This window comes from Paracoccus halophilus (assembly GCF_000763905.1).
Lineage (GTDB): Bacteria > Pseudomonadota > Alphaproteobacteria > Rhodobacterales > Rhodobacteraceae > Paracoccus > Paracoccus halophilus.
The window spans coordinates 1-19,543 of sequence record NZ_JRKN01000005.1; the positions used below are offsets into that span (position 1 = coordinate 1).

Consider the following 19,543-nt stretch of genomic DNA (forward strand, 5'->3'; position numbering starts at 1 on the left):
GCTGGCAAAGGATTGGGAGAAATCCATCGAGAGCGCAGAGGCATGGGTTCTCATCGCACATATCAGGCGCATGACCAGGGCAATCGCAACAGATTGAAATCATTCATCTCGTTTTGAATCTGGCTCTATGACGCGCTGCGCCTGACGCGGGGGCTTTGAACCAAGCTGACCCGACACAGCCGCCCGGGCGCCCTGCGGGGCAGACGGGCGGCCACCGATATCGTGCGATCAATCTGGGAGGAGACAGATGCAGATCAAACCACCATTCACCGAGCTTGAGGTGCCAAAGGCCTCGGCCGGTTTCTACGAGGGGAACAGCATTCCGATCGCCCTGCTCAGCAAGGGCATCATGATCGGGCTGGTGCTGTGGGCGCTGATCTGGCCCGCGAATGCCAATGGCATTCTCGGCAGCCTGAACGCGCGCCTGCTGGAAAGCTTCAACGGCTTTTACATCGTCATGGCGGGGCTGTTCTTCTTCTTTTTCCTGATCATTGCGCTTCTGCCGCGCACCGGCCGCCGCGTGATGGGCCTGCCGGGCGAAAAGCCGGAATTCTCGACCTTTTCATGGTTCGCGATGATGTTCGGCGCGGGCCTCGGGGTCGGGCTGATGGTCTTTGCCACGGCCGAGCCGCTGGGGCTCTGGGCCTCGAACCCGGTGATCCTTGCCGGCGAGGTCGAACCCAACACGGCCGAGGGGGTCATTCCCGCCTATCGCTACACCTTCCTGCATTACGGCTTTCACGCCTGGGCGACCTATGTGGTGACCGGGCTGTCGCTGGCCTATTATGCCTATACGCGCGGCATGCCGCTGACCATGCGCACTGCGCTGACGCCACTGTTCGGCGGGCTGATGAACGGCTTTCTGGGTCATGTCGTCGATGTCCTGGGGATGGTCGCGACGATTCTGGGCGTGGCGGTGACGGTGGGCTTCGGCGTCTCGCAATTCATCGACGGCCTTTATGCCATCACCGGCATGGAATGGATGATGGACCTGACCGGCGAGGTGCCTGTTCCGGCCACCGTCGGGCTGATCACCGGGCTGGTCGTGGTGATGGGCCTGTCGGTCCTGTCGGCGGTCTCGGGCGTCGGGCGCGGGGTGAAATACCTGTCGAACCTGAACCTCGTGCTGTCCATCGCCCTGATCCTGGTCTTTGTCGTCTTCGGATCGTTCATGTTCGCGATCACGACCTATGCGACGGCGCTGGCCGATTACGTGCTGAATTTCGTCTCGCTCAGCTTCGGGGCGTTCGGGCCGCAATCACCGGCCGAATTCGCCGCCGCCCTGCCGCCCGAGGCGGCGGCCCATGCCGATGCGCTGCGCGCCGGCGCGACCAATGCCTGGGGCAGCTATGACGCCTTTGTCGCCGGGCTGGAAGGCGAGGCCGCCGCATTGCCGCCCGAGGTCCTGCAAAGCGCCTATGCCGCGGGCGAGCCGGGCCGCCAGTTCGGCTGGCAGGCCGGCTGGACGACCTTTTACTGGGCGTGGTGGATCGCGTTCTCGCCCTTTGTCGGGCTGTTCCTGGCCCGCATCTCGCGCGGGCGCACGGTGCGCGAATTCGTCATCGGCTGCGTCTTCGCGCCGTCGCTGGTCTGCTTTGCCTGGATGACCATCCTGGGCGGCACGGCGCTGGATCTGGAACTGTCCGGCGTGGCCAACGGCGCGATCATCGGCGCCTCGAACACCGCCAAGCTTTTCGCGACGCTGGCGCAGATGATCGACGGCCCCTTCCTGTCGGTCGTCACGGTCATGTGCGTGGTGCTGGTGCTGACCTTCCTCGTCACCTCGGCGGATTCGGGCATCCTGGTGATGAACACGATCATGTCGGGCGGCGAGGCCGAAACCGGCATCAAGCATCGGATCATCTGGGGCCTGATCCTGACCCTGGTGATCGGCGTGCTGATGATGGCGGCGGGCGACAACAATCCGCTGGATGCGCTGCGCAATGCCATGATCATCGGCGCGCTGCCCTTTACCATGGTGATGGGCCTGATGTGCATCGCCCTGGCCAAGGCGCTTTATCGTGACGGGTTGCGCGAAAAGCACGGGCTGGCGCCGGATCCCGCGACCTGACCCCGCGCCATGGCACAAGGGCCGGGGCGGCAGGCGGCGGCGGGCAGCAATGCCCGATCCGTCGCCGCGCCCCGGCCCGGATCAGACCGCCTTGCCCTGATTGACCCGCCCTGACAGCGCCGCGTGGCTTTCGACGCGCTCGGAATAGCGATCGACCAGATGATCGCGGATGTCGCGGGTCAGCAGGGTAAAGCGCAGCAATTCCTCCATCACATCGACGATCCGGTCGTAATAGGGCGAGGGCCTCATGCGGCCGGCTTCGTCGAATTCGTCCCAGGCCCTGGCGACCGAGGACTGGTTGGGAATGGTCAGGAGCCGCATCCAGCGCCCCAGGATCCGCAGCTGGTTCACCGTGTTGAAGCTTTGGCTGCCGCCGCAGATCTGCATCACCGCCAGCGTCTTGCCCTGGGTCGGCCGGATGCCGCCCAGCGACAGCGGGATCCAGTCGATCTGGCTTTTCATCAGGCCGGACATGGCGCCATGACGCTCGGGCGAGGACCAGACCATGCCCTCGCACCAGCCGACCAGTTCGCGCAGTTCCGCGACCTTGGGGTGATCGGCCTCGACCGCATCGACCAGCGGCAGGCCGCGCGGATCGAAGAATCGCGCTTCGGCGCCCAGGGCGGTCAGGATGCGGGCGGCCTCTTCGGCGGCAAAGCGCGAATAGCTGCGCTCGCGCAGCGAGCCGTAAAGCATCAGGATGCGCGGCGGATGCGTGGCCGGCGTTTCGGAGGCCAGCCCCGAGGGATCGACGGGCCGAAAACAGTCGGCGTCGATATTCGGCAGGTCAGTCAAGGATTTCGCCCTTTTCGTTCAGGATCATCTGGCCGTCCTCCTTGTAAAGCGGACCGGGCGGCAGGCGGTCAAGCAGCGGCAGCACGGTTTCCGAGGGCCGGCACAGCCGCACGCCCCGGGGCGAGGCGACGATGGGGCGGTTGACCAGCACCGGATGCCGCAGCATCGCCGCCAGAATGGCCTCGTCGCCGACACCCTCGTCCAGCAGACCCAGCTCGGCCGCGGGCGATTTCGAGACCCGCAATGCCTGCCTGGGCGTCAGCCCGCAGGCGGCGAACAGCGCCAGAAGCTGCGGCCGCGTCCAGCCTTCGGCCAGATAGTCGATCACCACCGGCTCGGTGCCGGATTTGCGGATGATCCCGAGCACATTGCGCGAGGTGCCGCAGTCGGGATTGTGGTGGATGACGATCATCGGCCCTCTCAGGTGAAACGGTTGCGGGTACGGTTGGCGAAGGCGACCAGCGACAGCATCACCGGCACCTCGACCAGCACGCCGACGACGGTGGCCAGCGCCGCGCCGGAATGCAGCCCGAACAGGCTGATGGCGACGGCGACGGCAAGCTCGAAGAAGTTCGAGGTGCCGATCATCGCGCAGGGGGCCGCGATGCGATGCGGCACGCCCATGGCATAGGCGGCGCCATAGGCAAGCGCAAAGATCGCATAGCTCTGGATCATGATCGGCACGGCGATCAGCAGGATGACGAATGGCCGGTTCAGGATCACCTCGCCCTGCAGGCCGAACAGGATCGCGACGGTGGCGATCAGCCCGATCACCGACCAGGGCTTGATGCGGGCGGTAAACGCCTCGATGGCGGCCGGGCTGCCCAGAATGCGCCGCGTCATCAGCCCCGCCGCCAGCGGCAGCACGACGTAAAGCACGGTGGCCAGCACCAGCGTCTGCCAGGGCACGGCGATCTCGGTCACGCCCAGCAGCAGCGCGACGATGGGCGCGAAGGCCACCACCATCACCAGATCGTTCACCGAGACCTGCACCAGCGTATAGGTCGCGTCGCCGCGCGTCAGCTGCGACCAGACAAAGACCATCGCCGTGCAGGGCGCCGCGCCCAGCAGGATCAGCCCGGCGATATATTGCTGCGCATCCTCGGGCGCGATCCAGGGGGCAAAGATGTAATCGAAGAACAGCACCGCCAGCAGCGCCATGCTGAAGGGCTTGATCAGCCAGTTCACCGCCAGCGTGATCAGCAAGCCGCGCGGCTGCCGCGCGACGCCCGCGACGGCGCCGAAATCGACATTGACCATCATCGGGTAGACCATCGCCCAGATCAGCACCGCGACGACAAGGTTGATCGAGGCGATCTCGGCCCCGGCGATCGCCTGCACCAGCCCGGGGGCAAGCGCGCCGATCACGATGCCGGCGATCATCGCCAGCGCCACCCACAGGGTCAGCCAGCGCTCAAAGGCGCCCAGGGGCGCGTGTTCGGCATGTCGAATATCGGTCATGCTGTCTCAGGCCTTCTCGGCGGGGGCGGACTGGCGGCCGATCTCATCCACGCGCTGTTGCAGCGACATGCGGTCCAGCGAGGCAATCGGCAGGCTGGTAAAGATCGAGATGCGGTTGCGCAGCATGCGATAGGTCTCCGCGAATGCCAGGTGCCGCTCGGCATCGGTGCCGGTGGCGGCGGCGGGATCTGGCAGCCCCCAATGCGCGGACATGGGCTGGCCGGGCCAGATGGGACAGACCTCGCCCGCCGCGTTGTCGCAGACGGTAAAGACGAAATTCATCCGCGGCGCATCGGGCGCGGCGAATTCGTCCCAGCTTTTCGAGCGCAGCCCGGCAGTGTCATGGCCCAGCCGCTCAAGCAGTTGCAGGGTAAAGGGATGCACCTCGCCCCGGGGGCTGGAGCCGGCGGAAAAGGCGCGGAATTTGCCCTTGCCTTCGGCGTTCAGGATGGTCTCGGCAAGGATGGAGCGTGCCGAATTCCCGGTGCACAGGAACAGGACGTTATAGACGGTATCCGACATGGTTGGCCTCAGCAGTTGCAAGCAATCTGGTCCAGAACCGGCTGGCAAAGCTCTGCCCGGCCGCCGCAGCAATCCTGCATCAGGAAGGCCAGCAGGCCGCGCATCGCCTCCATCTCGGGGAAATAACGGATCGAGCGCCCCTCGCGGGTCGAGCGCACCAGCCCTGCCCCGGCAAGGATATTGAGGTTGTTCGACAGCGTATTGGCGCGGATACCAAGCGCGGCGGCGATCTGCCCGGCGGTCATGCCCTGCAGCCCGGCCTGGATCAGCAGGCGAAAGACATCCAGGCGTATTTCATGCGCGAGCGCGGAGAGCGATTCGAGTGCACGATTCTTTTCCATATTTCATGTATAATAGAATTGATTATCCCGCGCAACGACGAAAACCCGCCGCGCGTCACGGAACGTCAACTTTCAGGCTGCTTCCCGCAAGCCGTTGCGCCCGCTGCCTTTCGCCCTTGTATTCGAACGGATTCCTGGCCGGATTCCGGCCCCCTTGAACCGGCCGGTTCAACTCGGGGCTTGATCCCGAAGCAACGCTATGGGTTGATGTGCCTAGACGCCTGTCCTCATGTCAGGATCGGGCCCATGACGAGATAGGAACCTGCATGCCCAGCACTGTCCTGCGATCTTCACTGATCCTTGCTGCCTTGATTGCCGCCGCCCCGGCGCTGGCGGCCGATCCCGAAGCTTGCGCGACGGTGCGCCTGTCGGATCCCGGCTGGACCGATATCAATGCGACGAACGGCGTCGCGGCGACGCTGCTGGACGCTCTGGGCTACCGGCCCGATATCCGCACGCTCTCGGTCCCTATCGGCTATGAGGCGCTGAAGAATGGCGAGACGGACCTGTTCCTTGGGAACTGGATGCCGGCGCAGCAGAAATTCCGCGACGATCTGGACGCGTCGGGCAAGACCGAGGAACTGGCCCTGAACCTTACGGGCGCCAAGTTCACGCTGGCGGTCACCGATGCTGCCGATGACCTGGGCGTCAAGGATTTCGCCGATCTCGACGCGCACAGGGAGGCGTTTGAGGGCAAGATCTACGGCATCGAGCCCGGCGCCCCGGTCAACCAGACCATCGCCGGCATGATCGAAGCCGACAAGTTCGGGCTGGGCGACTGGGAACTGGTCGAATCCGGCGAACAGGCGATGCTGGCGCAGGTCAGGCGCAATGATGCGGACGGCACGCCCTCGGTCTTTGCGGCCTGGGCGCCGCATCCGATGAACGTGAATTTCGACATTACCTACCTGTCCGGCGGAGACGCGGAATTCGGCCCCGATTTCGGCGGCGCCACCGTTCATACCGTCGCGCGCAAGGAATGGGTCGCGCAATGTCCGAACGTGGCGAAACTGTTCCGCCAGCTGATCTTTACCGTCGATATGGAGAACGTGCTGATGGGCAATATCCTTGACGACGCGATGGACCCGCAGGACGCTGCAAAGGCATGGATCGCCGCCAATCCCGAGCCGGTCGCGGCGTGGCTGGACGGCGTGACCACGCTGGACGGGGAACCCGGCCTGGCAGCGGTGACCGAAGCGGTCCAATAAGGCAATCCCCAGATGACACGTCCCAATATCCTGATCGTCATGGCCGACCAGCTTTCGGGGGTGCTGTTCCCCGACGGCCCGGCCGATTTCCTGCATGTGCCCCATCTGCGCAAGCTGGCGAAACGCTCGACCCGCTATGCCAATGCCTATACCGGCAGCCCGCTTTGCGCGCCGGGCCGCGCCAGCTTCATGTCCGGGCAGTTGCCGCGCCGCACCCGCGTCTATGACAATGCGGCCGAGTTCGCCTCGGACATCCCGACCTATGCCCATCACCTGCGCCGGGCGGGCTATCACACCTGCCTGTCGGGCAAGATGCATTTCGTCGGCCCCGACCAGTTGCACGGCTTCGAGGAACGGCTGACCACCGATATCTACCCGGCCGATTTCGGCTGGACGCCCGATTACCGCAAGCCGGGCGAGCGTATCGACTGGTGGTATCACAACCTTGGCTCGGTCACCGGCGCCGGCGTGGCCGAGATCACCAACCAGTACGAATATGACGACGAGGTGGCCTATCACGCCTGCAGCAAGCTTTACGACCTGTCGCGCGGCGCGGATGACCGGCCATGGTGCCTGACCGTCAGCTTTACCCATCCGCACGACCCCTTTGTGGCGCGGCGCAGATACTGGGACCTCTACGAGGGTTCGGCGGCGCTGACCCCGCCCGAACCCATCCCCTATGAGGAACAGGATCCGCATTCCCGGCGCCTGATGGATGCCTGCGACTGGCGCGCCTTCGACATCTCGGACGAGCATATCCGCCGCGCCCGCCAGGGTTATTTCGCCAATATCAGCTATATCGACGACAAGCTGGGCGAATTGCTGGACGTGCTGGAGCGCACCCGGCAGGAGGCGATCATCGTCTTTTTGTCCGATCACGGCGAAATGCTGGGCACCCGCGGCATGTGGTTCAAGATGAGCTTCTTCGAGGGTTCGGCGCGGGTGCCGCTGATGATCTCGGCCCCCGGAATGCGGCCGGACCTGATCGAGACGCCGGTCTCGACCATCGACGTGCTGCCGACGATCTGCGAACTGGCCGGAATCTCGATGTCCGATATCGCGCCCTGGACCGACGGGCGCTCGCTGGCGCAGGGGGCCGAGGGACGCGGCCCGGTCGCGATCGAATATGCCGCCGAGGGCAGCGTCGCGCCGCTGGTCTGCCTGCGCGACGGCGACTGGAAATATATCGCCTGCCACGCCGATCCGGAACTGCTGTTCAACCTTTCCATGGACCCCGCCGAGCGCGTGGATCTGTCCGGTCATCCCGCCACGACCGAGGTGATCGAGCGGATGCGCGACATGGCCTCCGAACGCTGGGACCTTGCCGCCTATGACGCCGAGGTGCGCGAAAGCCAGGCCCGGCGCTGGATCGTCTACGAGGCGCTGCGCAACGGCGCCTATTTCCCGTGGGACCACCAGCCGCTGATGCGCGCCTCCGAGCGCTACATGCGCAATCACATGAACCTGGACGCGCTGGAAGAGGCCAAACGCTTCCCGCGTGGCGAGTGACGGCGGCCATGAACGCGACGTCGCGACCCCGATCAACGCAGGACCGGGAACGGATCGGACGGCCGGGCGTTTCCCGCCCATGATTCCCCAGCAAAAGGAAGCTTCCGATGTCCGACCTGCTAGTAATCGCCTTCGACAACGAGGCCGACGGCTTTGCGCTGCGCTCCGAACTGGTCAAGATGCAGAAGGAATATCTGATCGAGCTTGAGGATGCGGTGGTCGTCACCCGTTCCTCGGCCGACGATATCCAGCTGCATCAGGCCATGAACCTGACCGCCGCGGGCGCCGTCGGGGGCGGCTTCTGGGGCACGCTGGTCGGGCTGATCTTTCTCAACCCGCTGATCGGCGCGGCGGTGGGGGCGGGCGCGGGCGCGCTGGCCGGCAAGCTCAGCGACATCGGCATCAACGATCAGTTCATGCGCGATCTGGGCCAGTCGATCCCGCCGGGCGGCTCGGCGGTGTTCATCCTGGTGCGCAAGATGACCGCCGACAAGGTGCTGGCGCGGCTGGAAAGCTTTCACATGAAGGGCCGGGTCATGCAGACCTCGCTCTCCGACCCCGAGGAAGAGCGCCTGCGCGAAGCCTTTGCCGGCGGCAGGCTGGGCACGGCGCTTGGCATGCCCGAGGTGGACCAGCCGGCGGCCGGCACCAGACCCGCGCCCGAGGCCTGAGCCTATGACTTGACGGCGGGGCCGTGGCCGTGACAGGAGGCGGTCATGCCCCGCAGCCGCGACACATCCCCGCCCCATTCGAACCGCGCCGGACGGGGCGTTCTGCACGCGCTGCTGCGCCGGTTCGGGGGCTGGGCGCGCTGGCTCGGCCTGCGGTTTCTGGCGCTGATGTTCCTGCTGGTGTTGCTGTTTTCGCTGATCAACCCGCCGACCAGCTGGACCATCGCGACCGAGACGCGGAAATATCCCGGCACGCCGCACCAATGGACCGCGATCGGCAATATCGCCCCGGTCATGGTCCGCTCGGTCGTTGCCGCCGAGGACGCCAATTTCTGCACCCATTGGGGCTTTGACATGGCCGAGATCCGCAAGGTCATCGCCGAAGGCTCGTCGCGCGGCGCATCGACCCTGAGCCAGCAGACCGCCAAGAACCTGTTCCTGTGGCAGGGCCGCAGCTGGCCCCGGAAACTGCTGGAAACCGTCTATACGCCGATGATCGAAGCGCTTTGGTCCAAGCGCCGGATCGTCGAGGTCTATCTGAACCTGGCCGAGTTCGGCCCCGGTGTCTTTGGCATCGCGGCGGCGGCGAAACATCATTACGGCACCACCCCCGACAAGCTGAGCGCCGGTCAGGCGGCGGCGCTGGCCTCGATCCTGCCGGCCCCCAAGACGCGCAAGCCGCAGACCGGTTCGCGCCGCAGCCGCGCAATCGCCGATGGCGCGGCGACCATCGCCCGCGACGGGCGCGACGCCTGCCTGCGCCTGCCGCGCTGACCCTCCGCCAGACTGAAACGCCCCCCATCCGGCGGGATGGAGGGCGCATCCTTAAAGCATCCCGCCCGCCGCCGGCCGCCCAAGCAGGTTGAAACCGATCCGGCCCGGGCGTATGACCGCTGGAGCCTGCGAACGAACTGGTTTTTCATTGATGAACACGCCCGCCTCGAATTCGACCATACGCCTTTATCACGTCGCGCTGTCGCCCTTTTGCCGCAAGGTGCGACTGGTGCTGGCCGAAAAGCGCATCGAGGTCGAGCTGGTCGAAGATCGCTATTGGGAGCCGGATTCCGAACGGATCCGCCGCAACCCGGCCGGCAAGCTGCCGGTCCTGCGCATGGACGGACGGCTGATGGCCGAAAGCCAGGCGATCTGCGAATATCTGGACGAAACCCATCCCGAGCCCGCGCTGATGCCGCGCAACCCGGCCGAGCGCTACGAGGTGCGCCGCCTCTGCGCCTGGTTCGACGACAAGTTCAACACCGAGGCGACCCGGCCGGTGATGAACGAACGCGTCTGGAAAAAGGTGATGCGCCAGGGCTATCCGGATTCGCGCACCGTCAAGGCGGGACTCGGCGCGATCCGCCATCATATGGATTACATGCGCAGCCTGCTGGAACATCGACGCTGGCTGGCGGGCGATGTGATGACCCTGGCCGATTTCGCCGCCGCCGCCCATCTGTCCTGTCTGGATTACATCTCGGACGTGGACTGGACCCATTCGGCCGAGGTGCAGGACTGGTACGCCAAGATCAAGTCGCGGCCCGCCTTCCGCAGCCTGCTGGCCGACCACCTGCCGGGGGTCCATCCGGCGCCGCATTATGCGCTGCTCGACTTCTAGGACGCCGCTGACCGACCCGGCCGAAATTCGCGCCCGGCTGGACGAACAGGCCCGGGCCGAAGGGTTCTCGGCACTGGGCATCTGCGCCCCGGACGCCGATCCGCGCCTGCCCGAACGCCTTGCCGCGTTTCTGGACAAGGATCGCCACGGCCAGATGGGCTGGATGGCCGAGCGGGTGCATTGGCGCGCCGCGCCCGCCGCGCTCTGGCCCGAGGCACAGTCTGTCATCATGCTGGCCGAGCTTTATACCCCCGAACACGACCCGATCGAGATCCTGAAATATCCCGAACGCGGCGCGGTCAGCGTCTATGCGCAGGGCAAGGATTACCACGATATCGTCAAGAAGCGCCTGAAACGGCTGGGCGGCTGGCTGGTCGGGCTGACCGGCTGCGAGATCAAGGTGTTTGTCGATACGGCCCCGGTGATGGAAAAGCCGCTCGCCCAGGCCGCCGGCCTTGGCTGGCAGGGCAAGCACACCAACCTGCTGTCGCGCGAGCTTGGCAGCTGGTTCTTTCTGGGCGCCGTCTTCACCACGCTGGACCTGCCGAAAGATACGGCGGAACAAGAACATTGCGGCTCCTGCCGGGCCTGTCTGGATGCCTGCCCGACCGATGCCTTTCCGGCGCCCTACCAGCTGGATGCGCGGCGCTGCATTTCCTATCTGACCATCGAGCACAAGGGGCCGGTAGATCCGGAGCTGCGGCCGCTCATGGGCAACCGCATCTATGGCTGCGACGACTGCCTGGCCGCCTGTCCCTGGAACAAGTTCGCCCGCGCCGCGACCGAGCTGCGCTATCACGGCCCGCATGGCGGCCCGGCGCTGGCGGAGCTGGCGGCGCTGGACGATGCCGCCTTTCGGGCGCGTTTCTCGGGCAGCCCGATCAAGCGGATCGGGCGCGACCGCATGACCCGCAACGTGCTTTACGCAATCGGAAATTCGGGGCTGGCGGAACTGCGCCCGATCGCGCAATCTCTGCTGGATGACCCCGATCCCGGCGTCGCGGATGCGGCACGCTGGGCATGTGAGCGCCTGCCATGAGCCCCGAGACACAACTGCCCCAGCACAGCCCCTTGCGTGGCATCCTGCTGAAATGCCTCAGCGTGATGGTGTTCACGGTGATGGGCGCCATCGTCAAGGCGACCTCGGAAGGGGGGCTTGGCGTGCCGCCGGGCCAGCAGGTGTTCTTTCGCTCGTTTTTCGCCATTCCGGTGATCCTGATCTGGCTGCTATGGCGTCAGGAACTGCATGTCGGGCTGAAGACATTCCGCCCGATGGGCCATTTCTATCGCGGCATCGTCGGCACCGCCGCGATGATGATGGGCTTCTGGGGGCTGGCGCTGCTGCCCTTTCCCGAGGTCACCGCCATCGGCTACGCCGCGCCGCTGCTGGTCGTGGTCTTTGCCGCCATGTTCCTGGGCGAGGATGTGCGGCTGTTTCGCATGTCCATGGTGGTTCTGGGGATGACCGGCGTCAGCATCGTGCTGTCGTCAAGGATCAGCACCGGCACCGACACCGCCATCGGCTATCGCGAAACGCTGGGCGCGGTGGTCACGCTGGGCGGCGCCACCTGCGCGGCGCTGGCGCAGATCTTCGTGCGCAAGCTGGTGCAGGAGGAACGCACCTCGGCCATCGTGTTCTGGTTCTCGATCACCTCGACACTGCTGGGGCTGCTGACGCTGCCCTTTGGCTGGGTCATGCCGGATGCGGAACAGGCGGCGCTGCTGGTCACCATCGGGCTCCTGGGCGGGGTCGGGCAGATCCTGCTGACCTCGGCCTATCGCTTTGCCGATGCCTCGCTGGTGGCGCCGTTCGAATATGCCTCGATGCTGCTGGCACTGGCCATCGGCTGGACCATCTTTGACGAGGTGCCGACACCGACCATGCTGGCGGGCGCGGCGCTGGTCATCTGCGCGGGCATCCTGATCATCTGGCGCGAGCACAAGCTGGGGCTGGAGCGCAACCGCCAGCGCCGGGCGATGACGCCGCAGGGCTGAGCCTCATGGCCGGCCGGCAAAGCCAAAGGCGATGTAATCGCGCGCATAGGCCCGTTTCGCCGCCCCGCGCAGGCTTTGTTCCTGCAGGAAATCGGGATAGGGGCCGGGCTCGGACAGCGGCGCCGGCCGCCTGACCCCGGCGCTGAGCGCAAGCCAGCCCAGATCGCGTTCCAGATCGCCTTCGCGCAGCACCATGTCCGGCGCGCCAAAGCGCGCGAAACCGGCAAGGATTTCGGACTGGCTGGCCCAGGCGGCATTGGTCGGCAGGGTCGTCTGGCCGTTCAGATTGCGGCGCAGGAAATCCAGAAACGCCTCGAACAGTTCCGCCTTGCGGCCCTCCTCCAGCGCGTCCAGCTCGGGATCGGGCGGCAAGGGAACGCGGTGGATCTCGCGCATCAGGCGCCGCAATTCGGCATTCCTGCCGCCGATCATGCTGCCGAACGCGCTCCATGCGCGCAGCAAGGGGTGGCGCAGCACGGTAAAGCTGCGATGCCCGGCATGGTCGCGCTTCCATTGCCGCAGGCTGCTTTGGGTGAAATCGTCACGAAGCTCGCCCATCTGCGCAAGCCAGTCCCTGACACGGGCCGAGGGGCCGCCCCTGATCGGCATGAACAGCAGCCCCTGCCCCGCCTCGGCCCCCACGAACGAGGGCACGGCAGGCCCCCGGCGCGGCTCGAAATTCGGGATGCGGCGCAGCATGAACGGGTCGAGACGCGCCAGCTCGGCCTCCATCTCGTCGAAATTCTCGACCTTTTCGGACAGTTCGCGCGGGTTTTGCGGCACCTGATCGCTGGCCGGCTCGACCCGTTTCAGATCGGTCCGGCCCAGCCAGTGCAAAAGGCCGGTCATCACCTCGGCATCGCGCAGATCCTCGTAGCCCAGCCAGAAGGCCGACTGGCCGCTGACCTGCAACCGGCGCATGACCTGCAGCTGGAATTCCTCGATCCGGCCGAGAGCATCGCGAAACTCGGCGCCGTCGAAATGCACCGTGGCGGGGATCGGGATCTCGGTCTCGTTCAGCTTCCACTGGTTGGTGGCCCGGGCCAGCGCGGTCGAGACATAGCTGTCCAGCGGATTGCGGGTCAGGATGATCTTGGCGCAGGCCCGGTCCGCCAAGATCGCGTCGAGCACGCGGGGATCGTGGTCGTGGAAATAGCGGAACCCCGGCAGGTGGTTCGGCTTGTCAAAGATCGCGTTCAGCAGCCGCAGCGGATCGGCATCCCGCTCGGCCATGGTGATCCCCTTGAGTTCGTCCTTTTCGGGCCAGCCCATCATGTAGGGATTGAACGCCTCGCCAAAGCAGGTGACGCGCTTGATCGCGTTCAGCGTCGCCTCGAGCAGGTTCGAGCCGGTGCGCATCTCGGCAAAGATCACGAAGCGCTGAAAGGGCTGGGTCATATCGCTTGTCTTTCGTGAAGCCCGGGCGTCTCGTGCGACGAGAAATCGCCCATCAGCTGCGGCCGCAATCCGGCATTGCGCAGGCGTTGCAGGAACCGGCCCATGTCGCTGATGTCGCGCATGACCGGCATCGCGTCGATCGCCGCCGCATCGCCGCCAAGCCCGGTCAGCAGCGCGCAGCGCACCCGCGGGGCGGGCGCAAAAATCGCCCAGATCCCAGATCTGCGTCCGCGCCTTGAGCCAGACGGAATGCAGGATGTCGATCTGCTCCAGTTCGATCCGCTGCAGCACGGCGGCGACGCGGCGGATATCGTCGAACGGCATTCCCGAATGCAGCAGCGGCACCACCCAGGCCCCGGTGATGATGAATATCCGGGCATTGGGATCGGTCGCCATGAACCAGTTCATCTGCTGCCGGTCACGCGGGCTGTATTGCCAGATCTGCATCCGGCGCGAGATGCGGATCAGGTTCGCGATATAGCTGCGCGGGTCCATATCCCGCAGCCTGGCGCTGTCCGACAGCGCGCCCGGACCGATCGGCACGCGACCGGCGAATTCGGCGCCATGGACCGCGAACAGATGGCCATGCACATCCGCATCGACGCGCTGCGCCAGCCATGGCTCGAAATCGGGAAACACATCGGCGAAGCCCTGCAGCACCGCATAGGGGGCCGAGGTCTTGCCGTTCTCGCGGTCCTTCAGCGGAAAGCGGCTTTGCATATACAGCCCCGGCCGGCCCAGACGGCGGCGCAGGACCGCCTGCCCGATGATCCGGTCCAGATGCTGCGGCGCGGGTTCGGCGGCCGAGGGGCGGGCGGCATCGCCATGCGGGAAATAGCCGTAAAGCCCGTCTGCGCGCGGCCAGATCTTGCGCGCCACGAAACAGCGCGACTCGCGCAGGTTCTGCAGGTGGTCGTCGTAGAAGATATAGGGCTTGCCCTGTCCGTCGAACTTGGACAGCGTCAGCGAGCGGCTTTCGATCTGCATGGAATGGCGCCGGGCAAGGGTCTGGAAATAGCTTTCGTCCGGGATCCAGACGCGCCGGAAATAGCGGTCGAACTCGGCCCGGCGGGGATCGTTCAGGATGGCGCTGAGCGTGGCGCGTGTCAGGCACCACCATTGCGAACCCAGATGCGGCACCAGCCCCTGCGGGATGCGCCGCCCGACCCCCAGCCGGCGCTGCAGGGCGATATAGCGGTCGAACAGCTTGCGCCGGCGGCGATAGGCAAAGGGAAAGCGCAGGGTAAAGCGCTCTTCATTCAGCCCGCCGACGGTCCAGCCGACATCCTCGGCGGTGACGCTTTCGATGAAATCGCGCCGTGGATGACGCGCCAGATAGGCACAAAGATCCGCCACCGGCCGCAGCGGCAGGCAGGAGCCCGAGACGACCATGACATGGCTGAGCTCGGGAAATTCGCCCAGCAGCAGCTCGGCCGCGTCCTGCGTCGCCCGCACCAGGCTGAACATGCCCCATTCGCAGGCATGGCGGCGGCTGAACCGGACCCGCGGCAGATCGGCAAGCGCGTTTCTCATGGCGCCGATTGCCTCGGCCGGCATCTTGCTATCGGCATGGATCACCACGGCCGCACCGCCCGTCGCCCATATCCGCGCCATGCGCGCGGCGATCGCCTCTTCGTCATGGCACAGCATGATCACGCCCAGCCGGATCGGCGGCGATACCGGGGCGGCCACGCTCATGCCCAGTTCCCCTTGGAGATCAGGCCGAGTTCCTCGAGCTGGCGCCAGTCGCGCAGCTCGCAGGACTGTTCGCACCACAATTGCGGCCCGTCCCGCAGCCCGGTGTGATAGGCGCGGTATTCGCGGCTGTCGGCGTAATGCTGTCGGCGGGCCATTTCCTCGTCGGATTTCTCGACGATGGTGGACAGGAACTTGGCATGCAGCAGGCAGCCCGAGGCCTTTTCGCCACCTTCCTCGTCATAGACCAGATTCAGCGCCCGCGGCAGCAGCATATGGGTCGAACTGGCATAGGCGTACCAGCGCTCCCACCGCACCAGCGGAATCTTGTTCAGCGCCGGGCCGTTTTCCGGATCGTCATGGAAAAACACGCGGCCGCGCACACCGCCCTGAATCCACAGATTGCCGTAAAGCGCGTTCTTGCGGATCGAGTAATTCGCCGGATCGAACCAGCGCGCGATGGTGAACGGATCGCGCCCCGGCAGATAGGGCTGATCGGACAGCCGACCCTTGGGATACATGTCCAGCAGCATGGCCGAAAAGGACTTGATCGCCGAGGCATCCAGCCAGTCCGTCAGCGCCTGCAGCGGCCGGGTATCGCAATGCGGATAGACCAGGAATTCGTCGGGATCGACGGTCAGGCACCAGTGCCCGCTGCCATGGCGGCGCAGCAGCCAGTTCAGCCAGTCCATGCCAAAGCGCGCATCCTTGTAGCTGGCATGGGTCAGCCACAGCGATATGTCGGGCTGACCGGCCAGATATTCGCGCCCGCCATCGTCCGAGCCGTTATCGACGACCAGAAAATGGCGCACCCCCATCCTGCGGTAATAATCCAGGAAATAGGGCAGCCGGGTGATTTCGTTGCGAACGGCCATGAACAGCAGGATATCACCGGGCCGGATGCTGGCGGTATTGTCGAGCAAGGGCTTCAACCGCCTGCGACGCCGGATCGCCCGCCCCAGCAGCCATTGCCGTCGGGCGCGAAGCCTGAGCTTATGCCGGAAAATACGAAAAAGGCGCAGCACTAACCCAGATTGCCCTTGCTCAAGCGGTCTTATCAGGAACTAGCCCCAGCGGATCCGTGGTGCAATCCCACCCCAGCCGCGCGCCAATATCCCGGAAATAGCCGGGCCAGTCACGCACTGCAAGCGGTTGTGACCTTTGCGGCGCCCCCTTTGCCAGATCCGCGACGGCATCGGCCCAGTCGCCGGGCGCGTCGGGCGACAGGTAGCGCGCATAATCGCCCAGAAGCTCGCGCGCCGCCGGTAGCGGCGCAGAGAGGACCGCGATCCCCCTCCCCGCCGCCTCGGTCAACGGCAGGCCGAAGCCCTCGGCCCGGCTGGGCATCAAAAGCCCGTGGCTGCGCAACAGCAGATGCGCGACCGCGCCATCATCCAGATCGGCCAGTTCGCGCACCGGCCCGTCCGCCGGCATCCGGTCGAGACGACTGAAGACCTCGTGGTTTTCCCAGCCGCGACGGCCGATGATGTACAGACGTGGCATCCGGTCGGGCGGCAGGCGCCGGCCCAGTTCCTGCCAGGCGTCCAGCAGCAGGGCATGGTTCTTGCGCGGCTCGATGGTGCCGAGGGTGACGAAAAACGGCCCATGCGTGTCGATGCCCGGATCGCCCGATGCTGCGGCAAGGCGGGTGCCGATGGGCACCGCCTCGACCGGGGCGGCGTCAGGCAGGCCAAGGGTCTTGCGCCAGCGCAGCACATCGTCACGTGTCGCCTGGCTGATGGTCAGGATCAGATCCGCCCGCCCCACGGCAGCGGCAAAACGGGCGCGGAACTTCGCGGACTGGCCGGCGCGGGTGAATTCCGGGTGATCCAGCGGAATCGTGTCATGGATCAGCACGATGCGGCGCAGATCGCGCAGGTTGTCCCACAGCCCGGGCAGCAGATTGGCATGGCCCACATTCACATAGCTCGCCGGTTGAGGATGCCCGCGCAGATGCCGCGCCAGCCCGCCCGCGTCGCGCCCCAACCGCGCCAGCGCCATGCCGCGCAGTGCGGCCCGGGCGCGGGCGCGCGGATCGCGCGCGCCGCGCAGCCGCTCGAGCAGCGCCGGCGGGGGCAGATCGGCAAGCCCCTCGCCCCGCGACCAGCGCAGGATCTCGGCCCCGGCGCGCGGCGGCAGCAGCAACTGGCCGCGCGGGACGCGGCACAGCAGCAGATGCGGGCGGCATTGCAGATGGGCCAGCCATTCCGCCTCGACCCGGTCGATGCCGGTCAGCGGGCCCGAACCAAGACGCGAAACAAGCCGCGAGACATCCAGCAGAATCGCCGGCTCAGCCGTCATATCCGCCGTTCTGATGCCAGCGCCAGGCGTCGCGGATCATCTGCGGCATGGTCGAGCGCGCCGGATTCCAGCCCAGCACCGCCACCGCCTTTTCACTGCCCGAGACCAGCTTGACCGCATCGCCACCGCGCCGCGGCCCCTCGCTGACCGGCACAGGTCGGTTGGTGACATGGCCCGACTGGTCGATCACCTCACGCACGGAAAAACCGTTGCCGGTGCCCAGGCAGAACACCTCATGCCCGCCCCTGGTCACCTTGCCGTCCAGCAGATGCCGCAGGCCCAGCACATGGGCATCGACCAGATCCATGACATGGACATAATCACGGATGCAGGTGCCGTCAGGCGTCGGGTAATCGGTGCCGTGAATGGTCAGCGCATCGCGCTTGCCATCGATGGCGTCGAGGATCAGCGGCACCAGATGCGTCTCGGGGCGGTGAAACTCGCCCACCTCGGCATCGGGATCGGCGCCGGCGACGTTGAAATAGCGAAAGATCACGCTGCGCAGCCCGTCCGAGGCGCCGAAATCCTTGAGCATGTCCTCGATCGCGCGCTTGGAGGCGCCATAGGCGTTCAGCGGCGTCTGCGGCGTGTTCTCGTCCAGCACCACCCCGTCATGGTCGCCATAGGTGGCGCAGGTCGAGGAAAAGACGAAATCCCGGACCCCGCCGGCCAGCGCCGCCTCGATCAGGGTCAGCGAGGCGCAGACATTGCCGCGCCAGTACCTGCCCGGCTCGCGCATGGCCTCGCCCACCTGGCTGAGGGCCGCGAAATGCATCACGGCGACCGGCTTGTGGCGGGCGAAAACCTCGTCCAGCCGGGCGCGGTCCAGCAATTCGCCCTGCTCGAAGGGGCCGAATTTCACCGCGTCCCGCCAGCCGGTGCACAGGTTGTCATAGGTGACCGGGACGAAGCCCGCATCGCGCAGGGCCTTGCAGGCGTGCGAGCCGATATAGCCGGCCCCGCCCGTCACCAGAACCGTTCGCGCCACCGCTTATTCCGCCGCCTTGCGCATGGACATGATGTCTTCCAGATATTCGCCGAACTCATGTTTCAGATCGTCGCGCGCCAGACCGAATGCCACGGTCGCCTGCAGGAAACCCGCCTTGGAACCGCAATCGAATCGCTCGCCGCGGAAACGCAGGCCGAACACGTCGCGGCCTTCCTCGATCTCGTCGGCGATGGCGTCGGTCAACTGGATCTCACCGCCCGAGCCCTGCTTGAGCTTGTTGAGGTTCTGCATGACCGAGGGGGCGAGGATATAGCGCCCGATCACCGCCAGATTCGAGGGCGGATTCTCCTTGGGCTTTTCCACCATGCCACGGGCGCGGACGATGGCGCCCATGTCCTCGGCGATGTCGAGAACGCCGTAGGCCTTGGTCTTTTCCGAGGGCACTTCCATGGTGGCGACCATGCTGCCGCCGGTTTCCTGATAGGCCTCAATCATCTGCTGCAGGCAGGGCGGCTCGCCCATGATGACGTCATCGGTCAGGATGACGGCAAAGGGTTCGTTGCCGACCAGACGACGGGCGCACCAGACCGCATGGCCGAGGCCAAGCGCCTTGTGCTGGCGGATATAGGCGATGGCGCCCGAATCCATATTGGTCGAACGCAGGATATCCAGCAGCTCGGTCTTGTTGGCCTTCTTGAGGTTCGATTCCAGTTCATGAGCGTGATCGAAATAATCCTCGAGCGCGCCCTTGCCGCGCGAGGTCACGAAAATGAATTCCTTGATCCCGGCGGCACGCGCCTCGTCGATCGCGTATTGAATCAGCGGCCGATCGACCAAGGTCATGATTTCCTTGGGAATGCTTTTGGTGGCGGGAAGGAAACGGGTGCCCAGGCCAGCTACCGGAAAGATGGCCTTGGTGACTTTGCGACTCATAATAATTGGTCTCCTGACTTCTACGCCAACATTGTCCGGGGTTATCCCCATTGCTGGCGCATGCACAATAAGTGTCCGA

General features: G+C 65.7%; 18 protein-coding genes and 2 pseudogenes. 9 read left to right on the top strand and 11 right to left on the bottom strand.

The genetic code is table 11. The features are described from left to right. Both IT41_RS20575 and IT41_RS04740 read left to right on the top strand, forming a co-directional pair. Positions 1-97 (top strand): annotated as a pseudogene (locus IT41_RS20575) (IS5/IS1182 family transposase); the annotation flags it as partial. Positions 98-247: 150 nt separating this feature from the next. Continuing rightward, positions 248-2,071: a BCCT family transporter gene (locus IT41_RS04740; RefSeq protein WP_036739118.1), complete on the top strand. Its 1,824-nt coding sequence runs from the start codon at positions 248-250 to the stop codon at positions 2,069-2,071. 81 nt (positions 2,072-2,152) lie between these two features. Here the strand turns inward: IT41_RS04740 and arsH are convergent, their stop codons facing one another. The 5 genes from arsH to IT41_RS04765 are packed head-to-tail and all read right to left on the bottom strand — an operon-like array spanning position 2,153 to position 5,190. Next, positions 2,153-2,866 (bottom strand): arsenical resistance protein ArsH, encoded by a 714-nt coding sequence (arsH, locus tag IT41_RS04745; protein ID WP_036739119.1) that lies wholly within the window; start codon positions 2,864-2,866, stop codon positions 2,153-2,155. Beyond that, complete coding sequence (locus tag IT41_RS04750) at positions 2,859-3,278, bottom strand: arsenate reductase family protein (protein WP_036739120.1); 420 nt, start codon at positions 3,276-3,278, stop codon at positions 2,859-2,861. Before IT41_RS04750 ends, arsH begins: the two co-directional genes overlap by 8 nt. 8 nt (positions 3,279-3,286) lie before the next feature. After that, positions 3,287-4,327, bottom strand: coding sequence for an ACR3 family arsenite efflux transporter (gene arsB, locus IT41_RS04755; RefSeq protein WP_036739121.1), 1,041 nt, complete (start codon positions 4,325-4,327; stop codon positions 3,287-3,289). 6 nt (positions 4,328-4,333) lie between these two features. Continuing rightward, the gene (locus IT41_RS04760) at positions 4,334-4,849 is read right to left on the bottom strand and encodes an arsenate reductase ArsC (protein WP_036739122.1); all 516 of its coding nucleotides are present in this window, start codon (positions 4,847-4,849) and stop codon (positions 4,334-4,336) included. Positions 4,850-4,857: 8 nt separating this feature from the next. Then, entirely contained in the window at positions 4,858-5,190 is a 333-nt protein-coding gene (locus IT41_RS04765) for an ArsR/SmtB family transcription factor (protein ID WP_036739124.1), read from the bottom strand. Positions 5,191-5,456: 266 nt separating this feature from the next. Between IT41_RS04765 and choX the strand changes: the two genes are divergently transcribed. From choX to IT41_RS04800, 7 genes are all read left to right on the top strand, one after another. Then, positions 5,457-6,398 (top strand): choline ABC transporter substrate-binding protein, encoded by a 942-nt coding sequence (gene choX / locus IT41_RS04770; RefSeq protein ID WP_036739125.1) that lies wholly within the window; start codon positions 5,457-5,459, stop codon positions 6,396-6,398. Between the two features lie 12 nt (positions 6,399-6,410). After that, complete coding sequence (gene betC, locus IT41_RS04775) at positions 6,411-7,907, top strand: choline-sulfatase (RefSeq protein ID WP_036739126.1); 1,497 nt, start codon at positions 6,411-6,413, stop codon at positions 7,905-7,907. 107 nt (positions 7,908-8,014) lie between these two features. Then, entirely contained in the window at positions 8,015-8,578 is a 564-nt protein-coding gene (locus tag IT41_RS04780) for a DUF1269 domain-containing protein (protein ID WP_036739127.1), read from the top strand. Positions 8,579-8,623: 45 nt separating this feature from the next. Beyond that, positions 8,624-9,352 (top strand): monofunctional biosynthetic peptidoglycan transglycosylase, encoded by a 729-nt coding sequence (mtgA, locus tag IT41_RS04785; RefSeq protein WP_036739128.1) that lies wholly within the window; start codon positions 8,624-8,626, stop codon positions 9,350-9,352. Positions 9,353-9,503: 151 nt separating this feature from the next. Continuing rightward, complete coding sequence (fzlA, locus tag IT41_RS04790) at positions 9,504-10,193, top strand: FtsZ-binding protein FzlA (RefSeq protein ID WP_036739130.1); 690 nt, start codon at positions 9,504-9,506, stop codon at positions 10,191-10,193. Beyond that, a complete protein-coding gene (queG, locus tag IT41_RS04795; RefSeq protein WP_036739132.1) occupies positions 10,174-11,232 on the top strand; it encodes a tRNA epoxyqueuosine(34) reductase QueG in 1,059 nt (352 codons plus the stop codon). Before fzlA ends, queG begins: the two co-directional genes overlap by 20 nt. Next, complete coding sequence (locus IT41_RS04800; protein WP_036739134.1) at positions 11,229-12,188, top strand: DMT family transporter; 960 nt, start codon at positions 11,229-11,231, stop codon at positions 12,186-12,188. Before queG ends, IT41_RS04800 begins: the two co-directional genes overlap by 4 nt. A gap of 3 nt (positions 12,189-12,191) precedes the next feature. On the opposite strand, the gene IT41_RS22005 is transcribed toward IT41_RS04800, so the two are convergent. From IT41_RS22005 to IT41_RS04830, 6 genes and pseudogenes are all read right to left on the bottom strand, one after another. Then, positions 12,192-13,586 carry a sulfotransferase family 2 domain-containing protein gene (locus IT41_RS22005; RefSeq protein ID WP_036739136.1) on the bottom strand — a complete coding sequence of 465 codons (1,395 nt, stop codon included), beginning with the start codon at positions 13,584-13,586 and terminating at the stop codon, positions 12,192-12,194. Then, positions 13,583-15,284: pseudogene (locus IT41_RS22010) on the bottom strand (DUF5927 domain-containing protein). The gene IT41_RS22005 and the pseudogene IT41_RS22010 overlap by 4 nt, the downstream one beginning before the upstream one ends. Further along, the gene (locus tag IT41_RS04815; RefSeq protein WP_052081277.1) at positions 15,281-16,306 is read right to left on the bottom strand and encodes a glycosyltransferase family 2 protein; all 1,026 of its coding nucleotides are present in this window, start codon (positions 16,304-16,306) and stop codon (positions 15,281-15,283) included. The pseudogene IT41_RS22010 and the gene IT41_RS04815 overlap by 4 nt, the downstream one beginning before the upstream one ends. Positions 16,307-16,325: 19 nt before the next feature. Then, the gene (locus IT41_RS04820; protein WP_081967462.1) at positions 16,326-17,582 is read right to left on the bottom strand and encodes a glycosyltransferase family 4 protein; all 1,257 of its coding nucleotides are present in this window, start codon (positions 17,580-17,582) and stop codon (positions 16,326-16,328) included. Continuing rightward, the gene (galE, locus tag IT41_RS04825) at positions 17,572-18,570 is read right to left on the bottom strand and encodes a UDP-glucose 4-epimerase GalE (RefSeq protein WP_036739138.1); all 999 of its coding nucleotides are present in this window, start codon (positions 18,568-18,570) and stop codon (positions 17,572-17,574) included. Before galE ends, IT41_RS04820 begins: the two co-directional genes overlap by 11 nt. A 3-nt stretch (positions 18,571-18,573) precedes the next feature. Further along, positions 18,574-19,464: a UTP--glucose-1-phosphate uridylyltransferase gene (locus IT41_RS04830; RefSeq protein WP_175496389.1), complete on the bottom strand. Its 891-nt coding sequence runs from the start codon at positions 19,462-19,464 to the stop codon at positions 18,574-18,576. Positions 19,465-19,543: the final 79 nt, after the last annotated feature.

Bases quoted from the DNA above. Each gene is read 5' to 3' on its own strand.
- IT41_RS04740 (WP_036739118.1), top strand. From the start codon at position 248: ATGCAGATCAAACCACCATTCACCGAGCTTGAGGTGCCAAAGGCCTCG.
- IT41_RS04750 (WP_036739120.1), bottom strand. From the start codon at position 3,278: ATGATCGTCATCCACCACAATCCCGACTGCGGCACCTCGCGCAATGTG.
- arsB (WP_036739121.1), bottom strand. From the start codon at position 4,327: ATGACCGATATTCGACATGCCGAACACGCGCCCCTGGGCGCCTTTGAG.
- IT41_RS04760 (WP_036739122.1), bottom strand. From the start codon at position 4,849: ATGTCGGATACCGTCTATAACGTCCTGTTCCTGTGCACCGGGAATTCG.
- IT41_RS04765 (WP_036739124.1), bottom strand. From the start codon at position 5,190: ATGGAAAAGAATCGTGCACTCGAATCGCTCTCCGCGCTCGCGCATGAA.
- choX (WP_036739125.1), top strand. From the start codon at position 5,457: ATGCCCAGCACTGTCCTGCGATCTTCACTGATCCTTGCTGCCTTGATT.
- betC (WP_036739126.1), top strand. From the start codon at position 6,411: ATGACACGTCCCAATATCCTGATCGTCATGGCCGACCAGCTTTCGGGG.
- IT41_RS04780 (WP_036739127.1), top strand. From the start codon at position 8,015: ATGTCCGACCTGCTAGTAATCGCCTTCGACAACGAGGCCGACGGCTTT.
- mtgA (WP_036739128.1), top strand. From the start codon at position 8,624: ATGCCCCGCAGCCGCGACACATCCCCGCCCCATTCGAACCGCGCCGGA.
- fzlA (WP_036739130.1), top strand. From the start codon at position 9,504: ATGAACACGCCCGCCTCGAATTCGACCATACGCCTTTATCACGTCGCG.
- queG (WP_036739132.1), top strand. From the start codon at position 10,174: ATGCGCTGCTCGACTTCTAGGACGCCGCTGACCGACCCGGCCGAAATT.
- IT41_RS04800 (WP_036739134.1), top strand. From the start codon at position 11,229: ATGAGCCCCGAGACACAACTGCCCCAGCACAGCCCCTTGCGTGGCATC.
- IT41_RS22005 (WP_036739136.1), bottom strand. From the start codon at position 13,586: ATGACCCAGCCCTTTCAGCGCTTCGTGATCTTTGCCGAGATGCGCACC.
- IT41_RS04820 (WP_081967462.1), bottom strand. From the start codon at position 17,582: ATGACGGCTGAGCCGGCGATTCTGCTGGATGTCTCGCGGCTTGTTTCG.
- IT41_RS04830 (WP_175496389.1), bottom strand. From the start codon at position 19,464: ATGAGTCGCAAAGTCACCAAGGCCATCTTTCCGGTAGCTGGCCTGGGC.